The sequence below is a fragment of the Catellatospora chokoriensis genome (assembly GCF_011297315.1).
In the GTDB taxonomy this organism is placed as follows: domain Bacteria; phylum Actinomycetota; class Actinomycetes; order Mycobacteriales; family Micromonosporaceae; genus Catellatospora; species Catellatospora citrea.
Window position 1 is genome coordinate 406,649 of the sequence record NZ_JAAOTI010000002.1, and the last position, 21,565, is coordinate 428,213.

Here is a 21,565-nt window from a genome sequence, read left to right on the forward strand (position 1 = left end):
GGCGGTCCGATGACGACGGTGTCAACCGGCAGGGGCGCGACGGTCGTTGTCGGACGGGGTGGCTACGGTGGCGCGCATGTCCGAACCGACCGAGCCGCCCTGGACCGCAGAACAGGTCCAGGGACTGGCCCCCGACGCGTCGTCGTTCACCGCCGCGCGCAAGCTGGCCGGGGCGTCCGGCTGGAGCGCCACCGGCCACGGCGGCACCCCGGCGGGGCTGTGGGGGCTGTGCAAGGGCAGCGGCAGCAATCCGTACCAGATCTGCATCGATCTGACCGAGCCCGCCTACCGCTGCTCCTGCCCGAGCCGCAAGTTCCCCTGCAAGCACGCGCTCGCGCTGCTGCTGCGCTGGTCCGCGGGCCAGGTCGCGGCCGACGAGCCGCCGCAGTGGATGACCGAGTGGACCACCTCGCGCGGGGCGCGCGCGGTGAAGAAGGCCGAGCAGGCCGCCGCACCGCGCACCGAGGCCCAGGAGCGGGCCGCGCAGCGCCGCGCCGACAAACGCGCCGAATCCGTCGCCGCGGGCATCGCCGAACTGCGCACCTGGCTGTCCGATCAGGTCCGGCACGGCATCGCCGGGCTCGACCAGGCCGGCTACCGGCCGTTCGAGCAGGTCGCGGCCCGGCTCGTGGACGCGCAGGCCCCCGGCCTGGCCGCCGCGGTGCGCCGGCTGGCGCCCGTGCCCAGCTCCGGCCCCGGCTGGGAGCAGCGGCTGCTGGCCGAGTTGTCGCTGCTGCACCTGCTGGCCGGAGCCGCCGCGAGCCCCGACGGGCTGCCCGATGACCTGGCCGCGACCGTGAGCAGCCGGGTCGGCCACGCCGTGACCACCGAACAGGTGCTGGCCGGACCGCCGGTGCGGGACCGGTGGCAGGTCGTCGGCACCCGCGACGACACCGAGGACAAGCTGACCAGCCGCCGGGTATGGCTGCGCGGGCGCGACACCGGACGTCCCGCGCTGGTGCTGTCGTTCGCGATGCCCGGCCAGGCGCTGCCCGTCGACCTGGTGCTGGGCACCGAACTGGACGCCGACCTGACCTATTACCCCGGTGCTGCCCCGCTGCGCGCCCTGGTCGCGGCACGGCACGGCACGCCCCGCGCGTGCCCGGTGCCCGGCCCGGCACAGACCGTCGCACAGGCTCTCGACGAGGTCAGCGCCGCGCTGGCCGGCGACCCGTGGCTGTTCCAGTGGCCGGTGCTGCTGCGCGGCGTGCTCGCCCCCGGCAGCCCCTGGCACCTGGTCGACCCCGACGGCGACGCGCTGCCCCTGGACCCGTCGCTGGGCGAGCCGTGGCGGCTGGCCGCGGTCGCGGGTGGACACGAGATCACCCTCGCGGCCGAATGGGGCCCGACCGGGCTGCGCCCGCTCGCCGTGTACGACGGCACGGAGGTGGCCCGCGCATGAGCACGAGCATCTGGTCGGACCTGATGTCCAGCGCGCTCGTCGGCACCGACCGGCGGCGGCTGGTGCTGCCCGGCACGGACGGCCCGCTGGCCGGAGTGCTGTCGACGCTGGGCACGGAGCTGGATCCCGACGGGCTGCTGTGCGCGGCGGCCGCGGTGACCGTGGCCCGCCGCGCGGGGCAGGCCGCGGCCCGGCCGTTGCGCCCGGAGCCTGCCGCCGCCGAGACCGAGCCGTACGCGCCGGTCGCCGCGCAGCAGCGGCTCGCGGCGCTGCTGTCCGGCGGGAACGCCGAGATCGACCGGACCACGGCCCGCGAGCTGGCCGCCGAGTGGCTGCGCGTGGCCGCCGGGCGCGGGCTGCTGGCCGGACCGGCGATCCTGGTCGCGCTGCTGGACCTGGGCAGCTCCGACTCCTCGGTCCGCGCGACCGTGCGGGCCGTCGGCGGCACGCGGCTCGGCTGGCTCGCCCTGCAGGGGCCGGGCCGCTGGGCCTGGGCCGTACAGCAGGAGGAGACCGCGCAGCCGTCCGACTGGGACACCGGCCGGGCCGCCGACCGGGTCCGCTACCTCGGCGAGCTGCGTGCCCGGGACGCCGCCGCCGGGCGGGACCTGCTGCTGGAGGCGTGGCCGCAGGAGAAGGCGTCCGACCTGGCCGCGCTGATCGCCGCATGCGGCGCCGGGCTCGGGCCCGACGACGAGCCGTGGCTGGAGAAGGCCCTCGACGACCGGCGTGCTCAGGTCCGCGAGGCCGCGGCGCGGCTGCTCGGCGCGCTGCCGGGCTCGGCATACCGGCAGCGCATGGCCGACCGGGCGCTGGCCTGCGTACACGTCGCGGACCGGCGGCTGGTCGCGACGGCGCCGACCGAGTGCGACGACGCGATGCGCCGCGACGGGATCAGCGTCAAACCGCCGCAGGCCGTCGGCGAGCGCACCCACTGGCTGCGCCAGATCATCGAGTACGCGCCGCTGGACTGCTGGACGGCCTACGACCAGACCCCGGCCGGGCTGCTCAGCCGCAAGTTCGACGACACCTGGGGCCCGGTGCTGCGCGCCGGGCTGACCCGTGCCGCGATCACCCAGCGCCACGCGGCCTGGGCCGCGGTGCTGATCCTCGACGGGATCGGCCGCCACGACATGAACGAGCTGCGCGAACTCGCCGCCGTCATGCCCGAACAGGACCTGGCCGAGCTGATCGCCGCCCAGCTGCGCCGCAAGGTCGACGCGGTGGTGCGGTTCCTCGACGTGCTGCCGCAGCCGTGGCCCGCGCCGGTCGGCGACGCCGTGCTGGAGTGCCTGGCCGACACCGAGCGCCGCCGTTCGGGCTGGTGGCAGCTGCTGCGCCACGCCGAGTGGGGCTTCGACCCGGCGTACGCGGGCAGGGCCCGTGCCCTGCACGACTCCCTTCCGGTCTCGGACCAGCAGCTGCTGGCCCGCTTCACCACGATGCTGCAGATCCGCCACGACATCCACCAGGAGCTTTCATGACCGCCACCATCGACGCCACGCCCACGGTGCTGCGCCCGCACGCCGAGCAGCTCTACGCCGCGGAGCTGGAGGCGCTGGCCGCGGCCGACGACCTGCCCCGCCCGCCGGGCTGGCGGCTGTCCCCGCAGGCCGTGGTGACGTACCTGCTCGGCGACGGCAAGGACATCAGCGCCAAGTACATCGGGCCGCGGCGGCTGATGGAGGTGGCCGTGGCGACGCTGGCCACCGACCGGGCGCTGCTGCTGCTCGGCGTGCCCGGCACCGCCAAGACGTGGGTGTCGGAGCACCTGGCCGCGGCGATCAGCGGCGACTCGACCCTGCTGGTGCAGGGCACCGCCGGCACGCCCGAGGAGGCGATGCGGTACGGCTGGAACTACGCCCGGCTGCTGGCCGAGGGCCCGACCGCGGGCGCGGTGGTGGCCAGCCCGGTGATGCGCGCGATGCGCACCGGGGCGATCGCCCGGATCGAGGAGCTGACCCGGGTGCCCTCCGACGTGCAGGACACGCTGCTGACGATCCTGTCGGAGAAGACGCTGCCCGTGCCGGAGTTGGGCGAGGAGGTGCAGGCGGTCAAGGGCTTCAACGTCATCGCGACCGCCAACGACCGCGACCGGGGCGTGAACGAGCTGTCCAGCGCGCTGCGGCGGCGGTTCAACACGGTGGTGCTGCCGGTCCCCGGCACCGTCGAGGAGGAGGTCGAGATCGTCGCGCAGCGGGTCGCGTCGCTGGGCCGGGCCCTGGAGCTGCCGGAGGTGCCCGACGCGATCAGCGAGATCCGCCGGGTGGTGACCGTGTTCCGGGAGCTGCGCGAGGGGCTGACCGCCGACGGGCGTACCAAGCTGAAGAGCCCCAGCGGGACGCTGTCCACCGCCGAGGCGATCTCGGTGATGACCAGCGGCATGGCCCTCGCTTCGCACTTCGGCGACGGCACCGTGCGGGCCGCCGACGTGGCCGCGGGCATCCGCGGCGCGGTGGTCCGCGACACCGTCTCCGACGCCGTCGTCTGGCGGGAGTACCTGGAGACCGTGGCGCGCGAGCGCGACGGCTGGAAGGACTTCTACCGCGCCGCCCGGGACGCGGAGTGAGCACCGACCGGGTGCACGTCTTCGGCATCCGCCACCACGGCCCGGGTTCGGCCCGGGCCCTGGTGCGGGCGCTGGACGAGCTGAAGCCCGACGTCATCCTGGTGGAGGGGCCGCCCGAGGCCGACGGCCTGGTCGCGCTCGCCGCCGACGAGCGGCTCGAACCGCCGGTGGCGCTGCTGGCCTATCCGACCAACGCGGCCAAGGGCGAGCAGGGGCGTACCGCGTCGTTCTGGCCCTTCGCGGTCTTCTCCCCCGAGTGGCAGGCGCTGCGCTGGGCCGTCGCCCACGACGTGCCGCTGCGCTTCTGCGACCTGCCCGCCGGCCACCGCTTCGCGGCCCGCGCCGCCGAACCGTCGGGTCCGCTGGACGGGACCGGCCCGGTCGATCCGGCCGTGACCGAGAACTCGCCGGCCAGCGCCGGCCAGGCGGCCGGGCTCGGTGATCCGACGAGCGGATCCGACGGCGGGCCGAAGGGCGCTCCGGTCCCCGCTGCGACGGGCGATGCCGAGCCTGACGGCGCGGCGCCGGGCAGCGCCGAGGACGAGCTGCGGGTCGACCCGATCGCCGGGCTCGCCCAGGCGGCCGGGTACGACGACCCGGAGCGCTGGTGGGAGGACGTGATCGAGCACCGGCGCGACGTGCCGCCGTTCGCGGCGGTGGCCGAGGCGATGGCGGCGGTCCGCGAGTCCGCCCCGGCGATCACCGAGGACCTGGTGCGCGAGGCGTACATGCGCCAGGTGTTGCGCGCCGCCCTGAAGGAGGGGCACCAGCGCGTCGCGGTGGTCTGCGGCGCGTGGCACGTGCCCGCGCTGGCCGGCGACCTGCCGCCCGCGAAGGACGACGCGGCCCTGCTCAAGGGCCTGCCGAGCGTGCCGGCGACGGTCACCTGGGTGCCGTGGACGCACGGGCGGCTCGCGTCGTGGAGCGGCTACGGCGCGGGCGTCACCGCGCCCGGCTGGTACCACCACCTGTTCACCGCCGAGGATCAGCCGGTCGAGCGCTGGCTCGTCGGCGTCGCCGGGGTGCTGCGCGACGAGGACCTGCCGGTCTCCAGCGCGCACGTCATCGAGTCCGCGCGGCTGGCCGACACCCTGGCGGTGCTGCGGGGACGGCCGCTGCCCGGCCTGGCCGAGGTCACCGAGGCGACCCGGGCGGTGCTCTGCGAGGGCGACGACACCCGCCTGGAGCTGGTGCAGCGCAAGGTCGTGGTGGGGGAGCGGCTGGGCGCCGTACCCCCTGACGCCCCGGCGGTGCCGCTGGCTCGCGACCTGGACGCCACCGCCCGCCGCCTGAAGCTCGCCCAGCAGGCCCTGGTCAGCGACCACGACCTCGACCTGCGCAAGCCCACCGACCTGGAGCGCAGCACGCTGCTGCACCGGCTGCGGCTGCTCGGCGTCGGCTGGGGCACCCCGGTGCAGCGCAAGTCCGGCAAGGGCACCTTCTGGGAGTCCTGGCAGCTGCAATGGCACCCGGAGTACGCGGTCGACCTCGTCGCCGCCAGCGCCTACGGCACCACCGTGGCCCGGGCCGCCACCGCGAAGGTCGTCGAGACCAGCGCGGACGCCGACCTGGCGACGCTGACCGGCCTGCTGGAGTCGTGCCTGCTCGCGCAGCTGCCCGACGCGCAGCCCGCGGTGCTGCGCACCCTGTCCGACCGGGCCGCCCTCGACACCGACGTCGCGCAGCTCATGGCGGCCGTGCCGGCGCTGGCCCGCTCGCTGCGCTACGGCGACGTACGCGGCACCAGCACCGACGCGCTCGCCGAGGTGCTCACCGGCCTGGTCACCCGGATCCGGCTGGGCCTGCCCGGCGCGCTCACCGGCCTCGACGACGACGCGGCCCGCGCCATGCGCGAGCACCTCGACGCCACCCACGAGGCGCTGAACCTGCTCGCCGACCGGCTGCCGCTGCGGGCGGAGTGGCTGGACACCCTGGCCCGGCTCGTGGACCGGGCGGACCTGCCCGGCCTGCTCGCCGGGCGGCTGCTGCGGCTGCTGCGCGACGCGGGCACCCTCGACGCCGACGCCGCCGAGCTGCGACTGGCCCGGGCGCTGACGGTCGGCGTGCCGCCGGTCACCGCGGCCGGCTACGTCGAGGGCTTCCTGTCCGGCGGGGGGCTGCTGCTGGTGCACGACGAGGCGCTGCTGACGCTGACCGACCGCTGGCTGGCGGGGCTGGCCCCGGACGTGTTCACGGCGGTGCTGCCGCTGCTGCGGCGCACCTTCGCCGCGTTCGCGGCCCCGGAGCGGCGCGCGGTCGGGGAGCAGGTCCGCCGCCTAGGCACCGGCGGCCCGCGACCCGCCTCCGATGTGGACGAACTCGGCGGACTCGACCCGGCGCGGGTCGCCCGGGTGCTGCCGACGCTGGAACTGCTCCTGGCAGCGGGAAGGGGAACACGGTGAGCGACGACGAACGGCTGCGCCGCTGGCGGCTGGTGCTCGGCGGCGAGGGCGCCGAGGGCACCGGTGTGACGCTGGCCGGTGTGGACAAGGGCATGGACGAGGCCCTGGCCGCGCTCTACCGCGACGGTGGCGGCGAAGGCGGCCCCGGCCGCAGCGCCGGGCTGGGCGGCTCCGCGCCGAAGGTGGCCCGCTGGCTCGGCGACATCCGGCAGTACTTCCCGTCCACCGTCGTGCAGGTGATGCAGGCCGACGCGATCGAGCGGCTCAACCTGACCCGGCTGCTGGTCGAGCCGGAGATGCTGGCAGCGGTCGAGCCCGACGTGCACCTGGTCGGCACGCTGCTGTCGCTGAACAAGGTGATGCCGGACAAGGCCCGCACCACCGCGCGGATGGTCGTCGCGAAGGTCGTCGCCGAGCTGGAACGCCGCGTCGCGCAGCGCACCCGGGCCGTGATCACCGGTGCCGTCAACCGCGCGGCCCGGATCAACCGCCCGCGCCACCGCGACATCGACTGGAACCGCACCATCCGCGCCAACCTCAAGCACTACCAGGCCGAACACCGCACCGTGGTGCCGGAGCGGCTGATCGGCTACGGCCGGCAGACCCGGTCCGTGCAGCGCGACGTGGTGCTGTGCGTGGACCAGTCCGGCTCGATGGCGGCTTCGGTGGTCTACTCCGGAGTGTTCGCCGCCGTGCTGGCATCGATGAAATGCCTGCGTACATCGCTGGTGGTGTTCGACACCGCGGTCGTCGACCTCACCGACCAGCTGCACGACCCGGTGGAGGTGCTGTTCGGCACGCAGCTGGGCGGCGGCACCGACATCAACCGGGCCATCGCCTACTGCCAGGGCCTGATCACGCGGCCGCGGGACAGCATCTTCATCCTCATCAGCGACCTCTACGAGGGCGGGGTGCGCGCGGAGATGCTGCGCCGCGTCGCCACCATGAAAGCCGCCGGGGTCCAGGTGATCGTCCTGCTCGCACTGTCCGATGAAGGACAGCCGGCGTACGACCACAGCAACGCCTCGGCCCTGGCGGCGATGGGGGTGCCGTCCTTCGCGTGCACACCGGACGCGTTCCCGGAGCTGATGGCCGCGGCGATCGAACGGCGGGACCTGCAGCCGGTCATCGAGAAACTGGGCCGCTGAGCCGCGGATCAGCCACAACGCACGGACCCGGCCGCGCTGACCTGGGGAGGTTGACGGGCGCGGCCGGATCACTCTGATCACACCGCTTGCCGGGCGTCCGGTCAAGTCCTCCGGACGTACGGGCCGTGCTGTCCGGAGCGCTCGGCCGCCCCGCTCACCGGTGGTTTCCGCCCTGCGTCCGGCACGTTTCGTCGGGGCGTCAGGCAGTCGTGACGGCGTCAGCGGGCGCTGACGTAGCCCCAGGCCTGGCTGACCACGTTGATGCCGAGGCTGTAACGCAGCGTGGTGATGAGCACCGCGGCCACGAACACCAGCCCGGCCAGGCCGATCAGCAGCCGCACCAGCAGCGACTGGCGGGTGACCCACTCGGTCCAGCCGCGCACCTTGTCCTTGGTGAACTGCAGCAGGTGGCGCGCCCACACGAACTCGATCGCCCAGATCGCGAGGCCGCCGATCACGATCAGCCAGCCCGGCCCCGGCAGCGGGATGAGCAGGATGCCGATCGCCACCACCACGGCGCCCAGCGCTCCGATGATCACTTTGAGGACGGCTGCCCCGGTCGGATTAGCCCGAACGGTCTGATGCGCTATCCGTGCCCGGTCCCGCCAGCGGCTGGAGCCCTGCGGAAAGTCCGGTTTGTCGCTCATCTCCCCACCCTTGTCGCCCATGTCGCCGGGGTCGCGGAATCACCCGTCACCAACCCCGATGACTGGACGTTACCGGAGTGTGTCGACGGTCTTGGCCGGCATCGCAGTATCGGCAATACCGGGCAAAAGCACGGCATCTTACTCCCTGTAGGTGGGTCCGTGCCCGCGTAATCCTCGATCTTCCCGCTATCGGGTGAGATCGTACGATGACGGAGCGTATAGGGGAGGGTCACCTTGAGTATGGGAGGGGCGGGGCGGTCAAGCTCCGCCGCAGTGCCGGGGGGAGTACGTCCATGAGTGCTATCCGTCCTACGACCGTCGAGGTCGAGACATCGTTGCGGCTGGTCGCGCCCGACGCGACCTCGCTTCCGGTGCGGGCGAGTCTTCGCTACGACCCGGTCGACCCGTACGCGGTGCATGTGCTCTTCCATGCCGAGTCTGCCGGCGGCGAGGCGGTGAGCTGGTCGTTCGCCCGTGAACTGCTGGTCACCGGACTCGACGAACCGGCCGGCATCGGCGACGTGCGGGTCTGGCCCTGGGCCACCCCGCGCGGAGACTTCGTCGCGCTCGCCCTGTCGTCGCCCGACGGCAACGCGCTCTTCGAAGTCCCACGAAGCGTCCTCGTACGCTTCCTGCGCCGCACCTACGTCGTGGTTCCCCGCGGTCGCGAGACCGACCACCTCGACGTCGACGCGGCGGTCAACCGGCTGCTCGCCGGACGATGATCAACTGCTGACCAGCGGCGGTCAGCAGGATGATCACTCCCTTGAGCTAGGCGAACTCCGGCCGGAAACCCGGTCAGCACTCCGACGAGGTGCTCGAGATGAGCACCTCGTCTCGTGCTGTTCGGGGTGGTTTGTCCGGTGCGACACGCTGGAGGGGTACCGAGATGCGCAGGGTGCCGCGGGTGCTGTAGAGTTCCATTCCGTTGCGGGCGATTGGCGCAGCGGGAGCGCGCTTCCTTCACACGGAAGAGGTCACTGGTTCGATCCCAGTATCGCCCACCAGCTCAGGGAGCACATTCTATTGATGGATGTGCTCCCTTTTCGTGCGTGTGTGTCTAACTGCGTGTCTAAGCTCTGCAAGCGCCTGAGTCAGACTGCGCCCAGCAGCGAGCAGGACACCGAACGGGTTGTGTGGCTAGGCTGCACGGCCGATCCGCCCGAATGTGGGACTTGGTTACAAAGTTCGGTGTGACCTTCCCATCCTGGATAAAGACCCGAGTTTCGGCCGCCGGTACGCAGCCCACCCCGCTCTGGAGCTTCCCGTACGCGCTAGCGGGCGTGATCCTGGCAGGGGCCGCTGTCTTTGGCGTCGCGGTCTGTGGGTTGGTCTAGATCGGCCCGCTATCAGCGGTGTTAGCGCCTGGGAAGCCAAGGACACTCTTGACCTGGTACGAATCGCCCTCATAGTTACGGGTGGCCTCGGAGGCGTAGTCGCCCTCGTCGTCGCCTACCGCAAGCAGCGTGTCGCGGAAGATACCAATCGGCGTGAGGACACCAAGCTGTTCAACGAACGATTCGTCGCTGCTAGTGAGCTGGTGGGCCATGAGTCGGCGGTGGTTCGGATGACCGGCATTCACGCCATGGCCGGTTTGGCCGATGACTGGCCCGCCGGGCGGCAGACCTGCATCAACGTCCTGTGCTCCTATCTGCGGATGCCCTACCAGTCGGACCCCACGGCTGAAGGCGATGGCTGGGTCAAAGGCGAACGTGAGGTGCGTTTGACAGTCATCGGCATTATTCGAGACCACCTTCGACGTTCCGACGCCCACAGTTGGCGAGGGCAGGATCTTGACTTCTCGGGTGCCACGTTCGACGGAGGCAGCTTCGCGGAGGCCCACTTCTCTGGTAGGACGTTGTTCGCCGGGGCGACCTTTACGGATGGCGTAGTTTTTCGTGAGGCTGTGTTCAGTGGCGGCACCACGTCCTTTTCAGGGGCGGTGTTCTCTGGTGGCCGGACGGCTTTCAGCGACGCCGCCTTCTCGGGTGGCGCTGTGTGGTTTGATGGGGCAACCATCACCGACGGATCCGTTGCCTTCGTCGGCGCGACGTTTTCCGGCGGTGAGGTCTCCTTCGAGAGCGCAGACCTCACTGGTGGTGCGCTCAGCTTCAGTGGTGCGAAGTTCGCCGGCTCCATGGTGCACTTGGGCGCGAACTACGCTGGCACCATGGTTGTCTTCACGGGGACAGCCTTCTCCGGCGGCGCAGTCTGGTTCACTGAAGCGACCTTCTCCGGCGGCGAGATCGCGTTCAGAGGGGCGAAGATTTCTGGCGGCGAGCTTTCGTTCGAAGGAGCGACATTTGCGGGCGGCCGAGTGAATATGTCGGAGCTTCGCGGGTCCAGTGAAACACTCAAATTTGATGAATGGGGCCAGATCCCGGACGGGTTGCTCCTTCCTGGCGGCTTTCTTCCAAGGTCTAGCAGGGTCATGGCTACCTAAAGCTGGTCCATCAGGGGGCGCTGCTCTGGAAAGAGCTGCGCCCCCGCTTGATAAAAGCGTATGACTATCGATAGATGTCATCCGCTGCGAAGAGGTGGTCCATCCTCGATGCCCCCTCAAGCAGCATGGGTCGCAGTTGGTGGCGATAGACCGCTTCAGTGACCCGCGTGCCGGCATGGCCGCACAGTTCGGCGATGTCCTCCAAGTGCATGCCACTGTCCGACAGCAGGGATACGAAGCTGTGCCGCAGCTCGCGTGGCGTCCAGGCCGTCGCATCTAGCCCGGCTGTCTTCGCTACTCGCCGGAATCCGCGCCGGACGTTAGCCGCATCGAGCGCCGTACCCACGCTCGACGTGAACACGAGGTCGGTGGTCTGCCACGTGTTCCCCGCGCGTTGGCGCATTTCGGCTTGGTGGTGACGGTGGTGGCGAAGCGCAGCGACGACCCGGGCTGGAAGGGCGAGCGTGCGACGCGATTGCTTCGTCTTCGTGTCACCGCCGTCGCGGACTGACCGCCACACTCGGATGGACGGAGGTTGCGGCGGATCTGCCTGGCCCTCTAGATCGACGTGGGCCCAAGTGAGCGCTCGCAGTTCTTCCGTGCGAGCCCCGGTGAGGAGAGACGCCACGACGTAGGCGAAGAGAGGACTCTCCTCCGCAGCGGCCAGCAGCGCCTTAGCCTGGGCGAGGTTGAGCGACTTTGATGGGCGGCCCTCCTGCCCCTTTGGCGTGCCACAGAGCGCCACCACGTTGCGCTTCACCTTGTCTCGGGCCATCGCCCTGGCGATGGCCCGAGACAAGCACTCACGCAGGCGCTGAACTGTGCTGGTGCTGAGAGTTTTCGCCTTGTCCGTCAACCAGCGGTCTACGTCGTTTGCACTCAGGTCGCGCAGCTTGCGCGCGCCCAGGTCGGGGATGATGTGCCCGCGCGCCAGGTAGCCGTACTTCTCGACGGTGTTCGGAGAGCGCCCGGTCAGCCCGTAGGCAAGCCAGTCCTCTACCGCAGAGGCGACCGAGAACGTCTGCGACGCGATGGCCAGGCCGTCCTCGTGGTCGCGGAGCACCTGCTTGAGCTTGGCGCGTGCCTCGGTCTTGGTCTTGCCGCTGCCGCGCCGCATGATGCGCTTGCCGGCGGGCGTGTAGCCGATGGTGACCTCGGCGATGAAGCGCTGCCGCTTCTCGTCCCAGAACAACGCACCTTCACCGCGGCCCCGACGCGTGCCGGTCATCAGGCGGCCCTCCTCATGCTCTCGCGCTCCAGCAGGGCTACGTAGTCAGCGATGGCGGCGGTAGAGACCAGGCGCGTGCGGCCCTGCGTGACGGATCGCAGACGTCCCGATCGGATCTGCTCGTAGATGACGGATCGGCTCATGCTGAGCAAGGCCATAACCTCCGGGATGCGGTAGAGCGCCCTGGACGGCGCCGGCGGTGTGATGGTGTCGGCAGTCCTGCGGACGGTTGTCTGGGTGGTCACCGGCCCCCCTCGATGACACGGAGGCGGGGGGTGTCCGTCCCGTCCGTCCCAGCCGTCCCAGGGCTGGTCAAGGCTGGGACGGAATCTTGGGTGGGACGGGCCGGTCCGTCCCACCCAAGATTCCGTCCCGGGGCTGAGCTGCTGTGGGACGGCTGGGACGGCTGGGACGGAGGGGTGGGGGTCGTGGTGTCGGTGGGCGGGCAGTAGCGGGTCCACGCGTCGGTGAAGTCGGCGCGGCTGTAGCCCTTGACTTGGCCGATGGGCGGGCCGAAGCGGATGTTGGCGGAGCGGATGTCGTACTCGCGCAGCAGCGTGCCGAGCTTGAGCGGCGTGAGGTTGCTGCTGCCGTGGTCAGTCCAGGGGCTCTCCGGGTCGGCCTTGAGCCGGTCGAGCAGCACGGCGGTGGGCAGGGCGTCGTCGTCGCCGAACGCGGCGCGGCAGTCATTGAGCAGCCGGATGCGGTCGGAGGCGACGGCGGCGATGTCGCGGTCGGTGGTCAGGATCAGGGCGGCGGCGCGGGCGCGTGCTGGCCAGTCGCCTGCGGCGAGGTCGGCTACGGCGATGAGGGGTTCCCAGGTGTCGGCGGCGCGGTCCTCCAGGGGCATGGCGGGTTCGGCGCGTTCCAGGTCGGGCAGGTTGGCGGTGAGCCAGTCGGTGAGGTCGGCGGCGAGCGCGGCGAGCGCGGGCCGGTCGCGTCGGTGCCGGTACGGGGCGACGCTCTCACCAGGGGCGCGGCGGCGCATCCGCACGACCACGGCCCGGTCCTCGATGGTGTCGGGCATCGCGCCGATACCCGCGAGGGCCGCCATCGCGAAGGTGGGGATCTTCTCCACACGCTGGGTGTTGGCGTCATAGCGCAGCGCGGGCCGGTTGCGCTGGTGGCCCGCGTTGAGCAGCCCGCGCAGATCCTCGTTGGCGGCGGCGGTGGCCGCTCCGAAGATGGTGTCGGCTTCGTCGACCAGCAGTGTGGGCGGGGTGTCCGACCCGATGGCGCGGTAGACGGCGGCCGGGCTGGCGTTGACGGTGATCAGGGGCAGGTGGCAGGTGCCCTCGACCACGTCGAGCAGACGGGATTTGCCGCAGCGCTTCTCCGGTGCGCGGATGACCAGCCGCGGGGCGTGCGCCCACGCGGCCTGGGCGTGGGTCGCGGCGATCCACAGCGCGACGGCGTCGACGGCCTCGGCGCTGGGAAGGATCACGTAGCGGGTGAGCGCGGCGTGCAGCCGGTCGAGGATCGCGCCGCCGTCGATCGCGGCGGTCTTCTTGCTGGTCACAGGAGGACTCCTTCGTCGGTGAAGCCGCCCTGGATCGCGGCGCGGGAGGACTTTTCGGTCTGGCCTACGGCCAGGCCCACTTCCATGAGGGCGGCGTAGGCGTCGGTGCTGCTAATCGCCCCGGCGGCGACCATGCGGGCCACGCCGCGGGCGGAGCCGTAGAGGGTGGTGCGGCGGCGGCCGGGGCCGCTGTGGCGTACCGCGTCCAGCAGTGAGGCCAGGAGCCGGTCAGGGGCTGTGATGGCCCCCGCGCGGCGGGTTTGGACCGGCCTGGGTGGTGCGGCACCGGTGGCCGGCTGGGCGGGCTGGCAGGCGGTCAGCAGCGCGGGGGCCATCTCGGTGATGGGCTGGTGCGGGTCGTGCCAGGTGTAGGGGCGTCGGGTGCGGGGGTGGGTGGAGGGCGGTGCGGCGACGTAGCCGCCGTCGGCGCGGACGTCGATGCCGGGGCCGAGCTGCCCGGCGCTGCACGGCACGCGGGTGTGGGTGCCGGGGTGGCGGTAGTAGAGGTGCAGGCCGCCGGAGCCGGTGCGGACGTACCTGGTGGGCGGGGTCAGGCCGCGGGCGACGAGGGTGCGCAGGGTGGTCAGGCCGTCGTGGTCGGGGTCGACGTCGACCACGACCAGGCCGGAGGGCGCGCCGGTGCGGATGGCGAGCATGCCGTGCGGGTGCAGGGTGAGCATGCGGCGCAGGGTGCGGGGGTCGAGGGTGGCGGCGTAGAAGCCGTGGCAGGTCAGGCAGCGGCAGGCCTGCGGGTCGTGGCCGGGCTGCGGGGTAGGGCAGGCGTCGCAGTTGGCCAGGGGCCGTTTGGTGCGCCCGAGCAGGAACACGGGCCACCCGGCCCGCGTGTACTCCAGCGCTGCCGCTTGAAGGTGGATCACCGCAGGTGTCCTTCCTGCTTGTCGGGTCCGAACACGCGGGTCACGACCATGTGGGTGACGGCGAGAAGGTGCCGGGCCTGGGCCTGGGCGGTGGTCTCGTCGTCGGCCAGGGCGAGCACGACGCGCAGCTCGACGCGGTCGTTGCCGGCGTGGTCGCGGTATCGGGTGGCGACCAGCCGGCCGAGGTCGGTGAGCCATACCTCGGGGATGGAGGCGTGTTCGCCGGAGGGCAGGCGGTTGGCGGTGCAGTGGTGGGCTCCGGCGCACCAGTCCGGGCAGCCCTTGCCCTTGTGGTGAAGTGCCGGGCGGCCAGCCAGGGCGCGGCTCATGACCCACCCCGACCGGCGCGACCGGACACGGGGCGGCTGGAGGCCGGACGAACTGCGATGATGCCGCGATGCATTACCTGCCGCCGCTGGCTGATCCGGGTGTCGACACCATCCGGCGGTATGTGATCGTCACGCCGCCTCCGGAGCCGCCTCGCTATCTGGAGCTGATGCGTGGCAGGCACAAGCGCCGTGCCGGCCCGGAGGCGGATGCGTTCCTGAGCGCGCTGCGCAAGGACGCTCAGACGATCAGCGATGAAGAGCTGACGTTCCTGCTCCAGCCGGGCAGGAGACCGAACTGGCGGCCGCGATTGGTCGCCGGTTACCTGGTCGGCATCAGTCGGCGGGGCCAGTTCCGGCAGACCATCGGCGATCTTCTGCTGGCCAGCGAGGTCTTTTCGAGTGGCCAGGGCTACTGCTTCGCGCTTGCTGCGCTGGGCTCGGACAGGGACGCCGAGCTGCTGACGGCCTACCTTGATCGCTACCTGCCCCGGCCTGACCTGCGATACGACCAGGCGTGGGCGATGGGGGCGCTGGTGCACCTGGACACTCAGCTCGGCACCGCCCACGCCGACCGTTACCTGGTCGAGGACGGGCTGTGGGCTCACTGGACGGCCGACCACAGCGTCAGCGACGTTCCCGCCTACGAGTACCCGCGGCAGTGCATCGAGCACATGTGTGGTGTGTGACCGGGCCGTCATGACGCGCTCCGACTGTCCAGCGCGGCGGCGACCTGCCCGCCGAGCCATTGGGCGACGTTGGCGGACACGGCGTTGCCTGCCTGCATGGTCTGTTCGGAGACGTTGCCGTGTACGCGGTAGGTGTCGGGGAAGCGCTGGGCGCGCAGCTGCTCGCGGGGCTTGAGCATCCGGAAGTAGCAGTCCTCGACACGTACGGCCGGGTGCAGCAGCGCGCCGCTGTCGCGGGTGGCCATGGTGTGCAGGGGTGCGTCGGTGGTGGTGGGTCGGTTGTTGCGGCGGTAGGGGATGACCAGGGCGTGGTGTCCGCCGCCGGCGGCCATGGCCTGGAACGGCTGGCGGATGGTGTGGGCGGTGGCGTGGTTGCGCAGGACGGTGATGAACGGCTCGGTGGTGATCAGGGAGTGGCTGGCCGAGCCGGTCTGGGTGCCCAGCGGTTCGGCGTCGACCCGCTTGGACATGCGGGCGGGGTCGGCGTAGCCGCCGTACTGCTTGACGTAGAACGGCGGCACCACGAGGGCTTCGGACTCGCGGGCGGTGCGGGTGCGCATCGGCCCGTCGGTCGGGTAGGCGGTGGTGTTCCAGCTCCCGCCCGCCGGTACGAGCATCGGCGGGGTGGCGAAGCCTTCGCCGACCTTCAGGGTCCGGGTGGGTAACGGCCCGGCGTCCAGGGGCAGTGCGCGGGCGTCGCCCGTGCTGTGGTTGACGGTGATGAGGGTCTGCTGGTCGGTGAACATGCGCAGGCCCTGCTCGATGCGGGCGAGGGTGGAGGCGGCCAGGCCGCGGGGGTGGTCGCCGATGCGCTCGCCGACGTCGGTCCAGTCGATGGCCTGCCGGGCGGGCATGATGTAGGGCTCGACGCGGGCCTGTCCGCAGGCGGTGTTGGGGCAGACGTAGATGTACTGGTCGCGGTACTTGCCGAGCTTGCCGAACTGGCGGACCTTGGCGGTGTCCTTCCACACCTGCACCGCGGCCACGTCGGTGCCGCAGGGGCCGCACCACGCCAGAGGCCGGGGCGCGACGTCGGGCAGCGGGATGCCGGTGCGGGTGAAGACCAGGTAGAGCCGGTCGCGCCACTGCGGCGCGTAGGGGTTGGTGTCCCCGCCGATGTGCGCGGAGGACACGCAGACGGTCTGCTGGGCGTAGCCGAGCTGGCGCATCCCGGCGCACCACCACTCGAACAGCTCCCACTTCCATGCCACGTCCGGGACGTTCTCGATCAGGACGGCGGCGTAGCGGTGGACCTCGGTGGCGCGGATGACGTCGTGGAACGTCGCGCGGGTCCGGGCGAACCCGGCCTGCTCGACGTGGCCGCCGGTCTCGAACATGTCGAGCTGCCCGCGCGGGCGGCGCTTGGCCTGCTTGGGCCGGCGCGGCGAGGACCCGCCCGCGGGTGAGGCCTCGGTGCAGATCGGCGACGCCCAAAGCACGTCGGTGGCGGGCAGGCGGCGCATGTCGTAGTTGTTGACGTCGGCGCACAGGTGCTCGGCGTGCGGGAAGTTCGCCGAGTGGGTGTCGATGGCGGTGCGCCAGTGGTTGGCGGCCAGGGTCAGCTCCAGTCCGGCGGCGGTCAGGCCGATGCTGGAGCCGCCGGCCCCGCAGAAGATGTCGGTGAAGGTGAGGCTCATCGGGTGCTCCTGATGTTGCGTCGCAGGTAGTTGGCGGCTCGGCGTCCGGTACGCAGGCGCAGACCGGTTCCCTTGCAGGGGCGGCAGTCGCGGGCGCGGCCGGTGAACGCGGCGGGTCGGGTGCCGGTGCCCTGGCAGCGGCGGCAGGGTCGGAACGGCTTGAGCCAGCACCGCAGCCCGTAACCGACAGTCACGACGGCGAGGGTGGCGGCGAGGGCGCTAGCGGCGAAGGTGTGGGGGTCCACGGGGGCCTCCTGGGCCTGTTTTCGGGTGCACTCGGCTCAGGCCTGCTAGTTACTAGCGGCCTGGCAGGGTGTCGGATGGGGTGCTAGCGGGGGTGCTATCGCTAGCAGCCGGGGCCGCTAGCGATAGCACCGCTCCGGGGGCTAGTTGCCGCCCCTCTTCCGATTACGTTCAGTAATCGCGGCGGTCAAGTCGTCGAGGCGGATGCCGCGCCCGGCGGTGGACTTGCCTTCCACACGGGGTCCGGCCACGGTCGTGACCGTGACCGCCCGGTGGGGCTTGAGCGCGGCGGTGAGCTGCGCGGACTCCCACCCGGTGTAAATCTCCGGGCGCAGCTCGGCCAGTGCTGCGCACAGCACGCTGTTGAGCGCGCTCTTCGCCCCCGCCGGCCACACCGTCGACAGGTCCCCGAGCAGGTCGTACACCGGCGCGGCGGTGCGCTCGGCGGTGGCGGCGGGCAGGGTGCCCGCGTCGCGCCGGTAGCCGGTGGCCCGCTCTACGACCTTGCGCACGTCGGCCTCGGTGAGCAGGAACGACCGGTACGGAGCAGGCTTACCGAGGCCGACCGCGATGCCCCAGCCGGAGTCCTCGCCCGGCTCGAACACCGTGGCCCGGTGCCCGTTCTGGTACATGCTGGTGCCGAGGATCATGTCGTTGGCGATCTGGTCGGCCACCGAAAGGCAGAACCGGTTGGACACATTGCGGGTGATCCCGGTCGGCAGCGACGCCTTGTCAGGGATCTGGGTGCCCAGCAGCAGGATCACGCCCAGGGCGCGACCCAGCTTGATGACCAGCTCGGCGACCTCGCCGGCCTGCTTGCCGAACGTCTTGTGCGCGAACAGGTTCTGCACCTCGTCGATGAACGCCACCAGGGGGTGCAGGCCCGAGCCCTTCAGGCTCGCCAGCTCCGGGGTGACCTTGCCGTCGGGGGCCATCCCCTTGGCCTTGAAGTGCGCGATGCGCTTGGAGCGGCGCTGGCACTCCTCGAACAGCCAGTCCACGAACGCGGCGGCGCGGGCGATCGTGTCGTCGTCCATGCCGTTGCCGTACTCGGCCAGCAGAGCGGCGACGTCGGAGAAGTCCCCCACGCCCTTGAGTTCGTACCCGCGCACCTCCGCGCGGGGGTCCAGCAGCGTGGCCAGGACCAGCACCCGCAGCGCGAACGTCTTGCCCGAGCCGGGCTGGCCGCCGAACAGCCAGTTGCGGAACATGACCTCGGCGTTCTTCGTGCGCAGCCGGGGGTCGGTCGCGAACGGGAACGGCGCGAACAGGTCGACTTTCTTGCCGTCGACCAGCGGCCAGGCAGGCTGGCGCATCGCGGAGGCGGGCTCGAACCCGACCCACAGGTGCAGGCGGCCGGTGTGGGTCCGCGACGCCTCCGGCCACACCTGGTCCATGGGCAGGCGCAGCGCGGAGGCCAGCCGTCCGCGGCGGGCGATGACGTCGGACGCCTCGACGCCGTAGGGCAGGTCGATGACCGCCATGTGCCCTGGCCCGTCGCGGTGGATCTCGGTCGGGAACGTGATGGCCCCCGCGTCCTTGGCCACCGCCGAGTTGATCCCGGCAATGCCGAGGCTGGTCAGCGCACGGCGCACCAACTCGGCGGTGAGCTTGCGGTAGGTCGCGCCCTGGGTGACCCGGTCGGTGATCCGGGCGTCGGCCGGGCGGCCGAACTGCGCGAACACCGGAGCCGCGACAGCCGCGACCGTGATGCCCCACCACGCGGGGACGGGGCCGACGGCGAGGTACGCGACGGTGCCAGCGCCGCCGAGCAGGGTCGGGGCGGCGACCCACCAGCGCCACACACTCTCGCTCTGTCGCTGCTTGTCCAGCTTCAGCCACAGCTCGGCCTGGTTGGTGTTGGCGGCGTGCTGGCGCAGCCCGAAGTTGCCCTCCTCCGCCATCGCCCACTTCACCAGGCGTCCGGCGCTCACGCCCGTGCCGAGCAGCCCGTACCAGGCGGTCTTGAGGAGGTACTTCGGGGAGCGGCTGGTGTGGTAGGCGGCCAGGTAGCCGACGTACTTCAGGCCCCAGCGGGCGGTCAGGTACAGGTCGGCGCGCGAGCGCGCCCAGTCGGGCACGATCGGCTTGGTCGGCAGCGGCTGGCGCGCCCACACCCCGGCCGGGGCCGCGTCGGTGGGGTCGACCGGGTTGCCCAGCGGTGCCGGGGCGTAGTCGACGGCCTCGGCGTCGGTGCCCTCGTCGAGGTCGGGGCTGTCGCCCTGGGCGTGGTCGTTGGGGCGGGGCTGGCGGCGGGCGCGGGCGGTGTCCAGGTCGAACACCTCCGCCTCGCCGTGTGGCTCGGGCTCGTCGGGGATACCGACGGGTCGGGTTGTCATGATGGTGCTGCTCCTTCGCTGGGGCGGCGGGGCGCGACGCGGTTTCTCAGGCCTTGGGTCGCGCCCCGCGCAGGTTCACGGACGGGTCGTGTGCAGGTGGCAGACGCAGCCCGGCTCGGGCTGGGTGTGGGCGCAGGCGCGGTAGAGCACCAGGTCGTCGAGGATGTGCGGCAGGTGGGCGTTGATGACCCAGACGATCCGCGACATCGGGGTGTAGGGCAGCGGCTGGGCCTGGTGCTCCAGCACCGTCACCACGCACAGCGCGAAGGTCAGCAGCACCGCGAACAGCGCGAGCATGTTGACCCCGGATCCGATGCCGAAGAACCAGGCCACCACCGCGCCGGCCACGGTGCCGAGGGCGAGGATGGGCGGGGCCAGCATCTTGAACAGGCGCGGGAACGGTGTGCGGGTGTAGGTCGACATTTGGGTCTGCTGGTCGGCGGTGCTCACGTTCTCTCCTCCTTGTCGGGGTCGCCGTCGTGGCGGCCACCGCGCGGGCCGGGATGGTGCCGGGTCCGGCCCGACGGTGAGCGTCAGGCGGCGACGGCAGCCAGGTGAGGTGTGCCGACGTCGGCGGTCGTCGTGGGCGTGGTGGCGGCGTAGATCTCGCGCAGCCGCCGGTCGGACAGGCCGAGCTGGGCGGCGATGTGCGCCCGGGGCAGGCCCGGGTTGGCCGCGGCGATCGCGTCGGCCAGGGCGCGGGTCTCCGCCGGGCTGCGCCGCACCGGCGCGGCCGGTGCACGCCGCGACGAACGCGGCTTGCGGGCGGCGGCCGGTGCCTGGGCGGCGTGGCGCATCGGCTCGGCCGCCGAGGCGCGGTCGACCGGGACCAGTCGCCGGGCCACGGCAGGGCTGGGCTGGGTGTACGTCGGCGACTCCGCCGCTGCGGTCGTATCCGTGATTTCGGCGGGCTTGAGCTTGCCGGTACGCGACAGCACCTCCACCGCGATGAGGAACGCGACGGCGGGAACGGCGGCGACCAGTCGCGCCAGAACCGTGGGCTGGGCGCTGGCGACGTTGGCGGCCAGGGTGGCGACGATGCCGAACCCGAGCGCGAACCTCGCCGACAGCCGCGGGTAGCGGTTGGCGCTCTTGTCGGCCAGCATCGCCACCGTGCCGACCACGATCAGCCCGTCGATCGCCAGGGGGTAGACCATGGCGACCTCGTGGGACTCGCCAGCCATCAGCGCCACGTGCGTGATGTGGCGGTAGGACGCGTACCCGGCGACACCCGCCACGGCGGCCGAGCCCGCGCGGCTGGCCCAGGTCGTCAACGTGCTCGTGCTCATCGGGGACCTCCAGCAAGCGGGTAGCGGCGGGAAACGATCGCGGTGACCCGCACGTCGTAGACCCCGTACGGCATCGGGTCGGACACGTCCGACAGGCTCACGGCCTCGTCCAGCACGGCAACCAGCCGGCCGACCGCCGCGCGGGAGCCGACCAGCGTCATCAGCACCGGCTCGGCGGGGGCCATCTCAACCCCATGGGGGCACTGTCCGCTCATCGCCCAACCTCCCGTCGCGCAGCTGCGGCGCGGGAGCACACATACTGGTAGCTGCGGTTGCGGCGGTCGCGGATCTGCCCCAGCCGGCGGCGGACCTCGGCCCGCTCCAGCTCGGTCAGCTCCAAGGCCTCACCGCGCACGGCCCGGTCCACGGCGACCGTGTCGACGTAGGAGGGATCGACCTCCAGCGCCAGGGGGAGACCGTGCTCGGCCGCGAACAGGTAGTCCGCCACCAGCGCGTCATCCCAGCAGGGAGAGCACGCGACTCCACCGATCAGCTGGGGCAGCGTCGTGGAGTGCTTCTGGCAGTTGCGGGCGGCGACAGCCGCCAGCGGGTGAGCCCACGACAGTGGGCCGGTTCCGGGTTCGTCGGCAGCAGCCGACGCGATAGCCTGAACAGGCATCGCTCAGTCCTTCCCTAGCAGCGGAAACGGATTGATGCATCGGCCTCAGCGGGCTGCAACCCGCTGGGGCCTCTCTTGATTTGCAGAGTACGCACTCACTGCGTACTTCGTCAACGACTAAGGTCGGTCGACGCCGATGGACTACGGGAGCCCGAGCGGTGCCGACCGCTGTTCCCTGGGGGACGAA

General features: G+C 71.9%; 22 protein-coding genes and 1 tRNA gene. 9 read left to right on the forward strand and 14 right to left on the reverse strand.

The genetic code is table 11. The annotated features are described in order from the left end of the window. Window positions 1–76: 76 nt before the first annotated feature. From HAV39_RS04485 to HAV39_RS04505, 5 genes are read left to right on the forward strand one after another with little or no spacing between them, the layout of a single operon-like run. Window positions 77–1,402, forward strand: a complete 1,326-nt coding sequence (locus HAV39_RS04485) for an SWIM zinc finger family protein (RefSeq protein WP_191837862.1) — start codon at window positions 77–79, stop codon at window positions 1,400–1,402. Continuing rightward, on the forward strand, window positions 1,399–2,886 hold the full coding sequence (locus HAV39_RS04490; RefSeq protein WP_191837863.1) for a DUF5691 domain-containing protein: 1,488 nt from the start codon (window positions 1,399–1,401) through the stop codon (window positions 2,884–2,886). Before HAV39_RS04485 ends, HAV39_RS04490 begins: the two co-directional genes overlap by 4 nt. Then, on the forward strand, window positions 2,883–3,971 hold the full coding sequence (locus HAV39_RS04495; RefSeq protein WP_191837864.1) for an ATP-binding protein: 1,089 nt from the start codon (window positions 2,883–2,885) through the stop codon (window positions 3,969–3,971). Before HAV39_RS04490 ends, HAV39_RS04495 begins: the two co-directional genes overlap by 4 nt. Next, window positions 3,968–6,373 (forward strand): DUF5682 family protein, encoded by a 2,406-nt coding sequence (locus tag HAV39_RS04500; RefSeq protein WP_191837865.1) that lies wholly within the window; start codon window positions 3,968–3,970, stop codon window positions 6,371–6,373. The genes HAV39_RS04495 and HAV39_RS04500 overlap by 4 nt, the downstream gene beginning before the upstream one ends. Further along, window positions 6,370–7,521 carry a VWA domain-containing protein gene (locus tag HAV39_RS04505; RefSeq protein WP_191837866.1) on the forward strand — a complete coding sequence of 384 codons (1,152 nt, stop codon included), beginning with the start codon at window positions 6,370–6,372 and terminating at the stop codon, window positions 7,519–7,521. The genes HAV39_RS04500 and HAV39_RS04505 overlap by 4 nt, the downstream gene beginning before the upstream one ends. A gap of 218 nt (window positions 7,522–7,739) precedes the next feature. Here HAV39_RS04505 and HAV39_RS04510 read toward each other — a convergent pair whose 3' ends face one another. Continuing rightward, on the reverse strand, window positions 7,740–8,168 hold the full coding sequence (locus tag HAV39_RS04510; RefSeq protein WP_191837867.1) for a TIGR02611 family protein: 429 nt from the start codon (window positions 8,166–8,168) through the stop codon (window positions 7,740–7,742). 293 nt (window positions 8,169–8,461) lie between these two features. Between HAV39_RS04510 and HAV39_RS04515 the strand changes: the two genes are divergently transcribed. Together HAV39_RS04515 and HAV39_RS04520 are read left to right on the forward strand one after the other, a co-directional pair. Continuing rightward, window positions 8,462–8,893 (forward strand): SsgA family sporulation/cell division regulator, encoded by a 432-nt coding sequence (locus HAV39_RS04515; protein ID WP_120318938.1) that lies wholly within the window; start codon window positions 8,462–8,464, stop codon window positions 8,891–8,893. A 207-nt stretch (window positions 8,894–9,100) separates the two neighbouring features. Next, window positions 9,101–9,175: transfer RNA gene (locus tag HAV39_RS04520), tRNA-Val, on the forward strand. Window positions 9,176–9,501: 326 nt separating this feature from the next. Here the strand turns inward: HAV39_RS04520 and HAV39_RS04525 are convergent. After that, on the reverse strand, window positions 9,502–9,717 hold the full coding sequence (locus tag HAV39_RS04525) for a hypothetical protein (RefSeq protein ID WP_191837868.1): 216 nt from the start codon (window positions 9,715–9,717) through the stop codon (window positions 9,502–9,504). An 18-nt stretch (window positions 9,718–9,735) separates the two neighbouring features. Between HAV39_RS04525 and HAV39_RS04530 the strand changes: the two genes are divergently transcribed. Next, on the forward strand, window positions 9,736–10,611 hold the full coding sequence (locus tag HAV39_RS04530) for a pentapeptide repeat-containing protein (protein ID WP_191837869.1): 876 nt from the start codon (window positions 9,736–9,738) through the stop codon (window positions 10,609–10,611). Window positions 10,612–10,675: 64 nt separating this feature from the next. On the opposite strand, the gene HAV39_RS04535 is transcribed toward HAV39_RS04530, so the two are convergent. Genes HAV39_RS04535 through HAV39_RS42530 form a run of 5 tightly spaced genes read right to left on the reverse strand, consistent with a single transcriptional unit; the run spans window position 10,676 to window position 14,565 of the window. Beyond that, entirely contained in the window at window positions 10,676–11,839 is a 1,164-nt protein-coding gene (locus tag HAV39_RS04535; RefSeq protein WP_191837870.1) for a site-specific integrase, read from the reverse strand. Continuing rightward, a complete protein-coding gene (locus HAV39_RS43195) occupies window positions 11,839–12,045 on the reverse strand; it encodes a helix-turn-helix domain-containing protein (RefSeq protein WP_308440889.1) in 207 nt (68 codons plus the stop codon). The genes HAV39_RS04535 and HAV39_RS43195 overlap by 1 nt, the downstream gene beginning before the upstream one ends. A gap of 35 nt (window positions 12,046–12,080) precedes the next feature. Beyond that, the gene (locus tag HAV39_RS04545) at window positions 12,081–13,358 is read right to left on the reverse strand and encodes a DUF3631 domain-containing protein (RefSeq protein ID WP_191837871.1); all 1,278 of its coding nucleotides are present in this window, start codon (window positions 13,356–13,358) and stop codon (window positions 12,081–12,083) included. Further along, a complete protein-coding gene (locus tag HAV39_RS04550; protein WP_239120735.1) occupies window positions 13,355–14,233 on the reverse strand; it encodes a bifunctional DNA primase/polymerase in 879 nt (292 codons plus the stop codon). Before HAV39_RS04550 ends, HAV39_RS04545 begins: the two co-directional genes overlap by 4 nt. After that, window positions 14,233–14,565: a hypothetical protein gene (locus HAV39_RS42530; protein WP_239120732.1), complete on the reverse strand. Its 333-nt coding sequence runs from the start codon at window positions 14,563–14,565 to the stop codon at window positions 14,233–14,235. The genes HAV39_RS04550 and HAV39_RS42530 overlap by 1 nt, the downstream gene beginning before the upstream one ends. Window positions 14,566–14,633: 68 nt before the next feature. Between HAV39_RS42530 and HAV39_RS04555 the strand changes: the two genes are divergently transcribed. After that, window positions 14,634–15,251, forward strand: coding sequence for a DUF6000 family protein (locus HAV39_RS04555; RefSeq protein ID WP_191837873.1), 618 nt, complete (start codon window positions 14,634–14,636; stop codon window positions 15,249–15,251). 8 nt (window positions 15,252–15,259) lie between these two features. Here the strand turns inward: HAV39_RS04555 and HAV39_RS04560 are convergent, their stop codons facing one another. The 7 genes from HAV39_RS04560 to HAV39_RS04590 all read right to left on the reverse strand — a co-directional run bounded on the left by HAV39_RS04560 (window position 15,260) and on the right by HAV39_RS04590 (window position 21,378). Next, window positions 15,260–16,888 carry a DNA cytosine methyltransferase gene (locus tag HAV39_RS04560; protein WP_191837874.1) on the reverse strand — a complete coding sequence of 543 codons (1,629 nt, stop codon included), beginning with the start codon at window positions 16,886–16,888 and terminating at the stop codon, window positions 15,260–15,262. Next, on the reverse strand, window positions 16,885–17,133 hold the full coding sequence (locus HAV39_RS04565) for a hypothetical protein (RefSeq protein ID WP_191837875.1): 249 nt from the start codon (window positions 17,131–17,133) through the stop codon (window positions 16,885–16,887). Before HAV39_RS04565 ends, HAV39_RS04560 begins: the two co-directional genes overlap by 4 nt. A 141-nt stretch (window positions 17,134–17,274) precedes the next feature. Beyond that, complete coding sequence (locus tag HAV39_RS04570) at window positions 17,275–19,470, reverse strand: FtsK/SpoIIIE domain-containing protein (RefSeq protein WP_191837876.1); 2,196 nt, start codon at window positions 19,468–19,470, stop codon at window positions 17,275–17,277. 75 nt (window positions 19,471–19,545) lie between these two features. Beyond that, window positions 19,546–19,920, reverse strand: a complete 375-nt coding sequence (locus HAV39_RS04575) for a hypothetical protein (RefSeq protein WP_191837877.1) — start codon at window positions 19,918–19,920, stop codon at window positions 19,546–19,548. An 83-nt stretch (window positions 19,921–20,003) separates the two neighbouring features. After that, window positions 20,004–20,759: a DUF2637 domain-containing protein gene (locus tag HAV39_RS04580; protein WP_191837878.1), complete on the reverse strand. Its 756-nt coding sequence runs from the start codon at window positions 20,757–20,759 to the stop codon at window positions 20,004–20,006. Beyond that, entirely contained in the window at window positions 20,756–20,944 is a 189-nt protein-coding gene (locus HAV39_RS04585) for a hypothetical protein (protein ID WP_191837879.1), read from the reverse strand. The genes HAV39_RS04580 and HAV39_RS04585 overlap by 4 nt, the downstream gene beginning before the upstream one ends. A 26-nt stretch (window positions 20,945–20,970) precedes the next feature. Continuing rightward, window positions 20,971–21,378 (reverse strand): hypothetical protein, encoded by a 408-nt coding sequence (locus tag HAV39_RS04590; protein WP_191837880.1) that lies wholly within the window; start codon window positions 21,376–21,378, stop codon window positions 20,971–20,973. Window positions 21,379–21,565 lie beyond the last annotated feature (187 nt).

What these genes read in the sequence shown, in the direction of transcription:
- HAV39_RS04560 (WP_191837874.1), bottom strand. Translation starts at nt 16,888, where the DNA reads ATGAGCCTCACCTTCACCGACATCTTCTGCGGGGCCGGCGGCTCCAGC.
- HAV39_RS04580 (WP_191837878.1), bottom strand. Translation starts at nt 20,759, where the DNA reads ATGAGCACGAGCACGTTGACGACCTGGGCCAGCCGCGCGGGCTCGGCC.
- HAV39_RS04515 (WP_120318938.1), top strand. Translation starts at nt 8,462, where the DNA reads ATGAGTGCTATCCGTCCTACGACCGTCGAGGTCGAGACATCGTTGCGG.
- HAV39_RS04555 (WP_191837873.1), top strand. Translation starts at nt 14,634, where the DNA reads ATGCATTACCTGCCGCCGCTGGCTGATCCGGGTGTCGACACCATCCGG.
- HAV39_RS04495 (WP_191837864.1), top strand. Translation starts at nt 2,883, where the DNA reads ATGACCGCCACCATCGACGCCACGCCCACGGTGCTGCGCCCGCACGCC.
- HAV39_RS04590 (WP_191837880.1), bottom strand. Translation starts at nt 21,378, where the DNA reads ATGCCTGTTCAGGCTATCGCGTCGGCTGCTGCCGACGAACCCGGAACC.
- HAV39_RS04490 (WP_191837863.1), top strand. Translation starts at nt 1,399, where the DNA reads ATGAGCACGAGCATCTGGTCGGACCTGATGTCCAGCGCGCTCGTCGGC.
- HAV39_RS04510 (WP_191837867.1), bottom strand. Translation starts at nt 8,168, where the DNA reads ATGAGCGACAAACCGGACTTTCCGCAGGGCTCCAGCCGCTGGCGGGAC.
- HAV39_RS04485 (WP_191837862.1), top strand. Translation starts at nt 77, where the DNA reads ATGTCCGAACCGACCGAGCCGCCCTGGACCGCAGAACAGGTCCAGGGA.
- HAV39_RS04530 (WP_191837869.1), top strand. Translation starts at nt 9,736, where the DNA reads ATGACCGGCATTCACGCCATGGCCGGTTTGGCCGATGACTGGCCCGCC.
- HAV39_RS04535 (WP_191837870.1), bottom strand. Translation starts at nt 11,839, where the DNA reads ATGACCGGCACGCGTCGGGGCCGCGGTGAAGGTGCGTTGTTCTGGGAC.
- HAV39_RS04585 (WP_191837879.1), bottom strand. Translation starts at nt 20,944, where the DNA reads ATGGCCCCCGCCGAGCCGGTGCTGATGACGCTGGTCGGCTCCCGCGCG.
- HAV39_RS42530 (WP_239120732.1), bottom strand. Translation starts at nt 14,565, where the DNA reads ATGAGCCGCGCCCTGGCTGGCCGCCCGGCACTTCACCACAAGGGCAAG.
- HAV39_RS04570 (WP_191837876.1), bottom strand. Translation starts at nt 19,470, where the DNA reads ATGACAACCCGACCCGTCGGTATCCCCGACGAGCCCGAGCCACACGGC.
- HAV39_RS04525 (WP_191837868.1), bottom strand. Translation starts at nt 9,717, where the DNA reads ATGGCCCACCAGCTCACTAGCAGCGACGAATCGTTCGTTGAACAGCTT.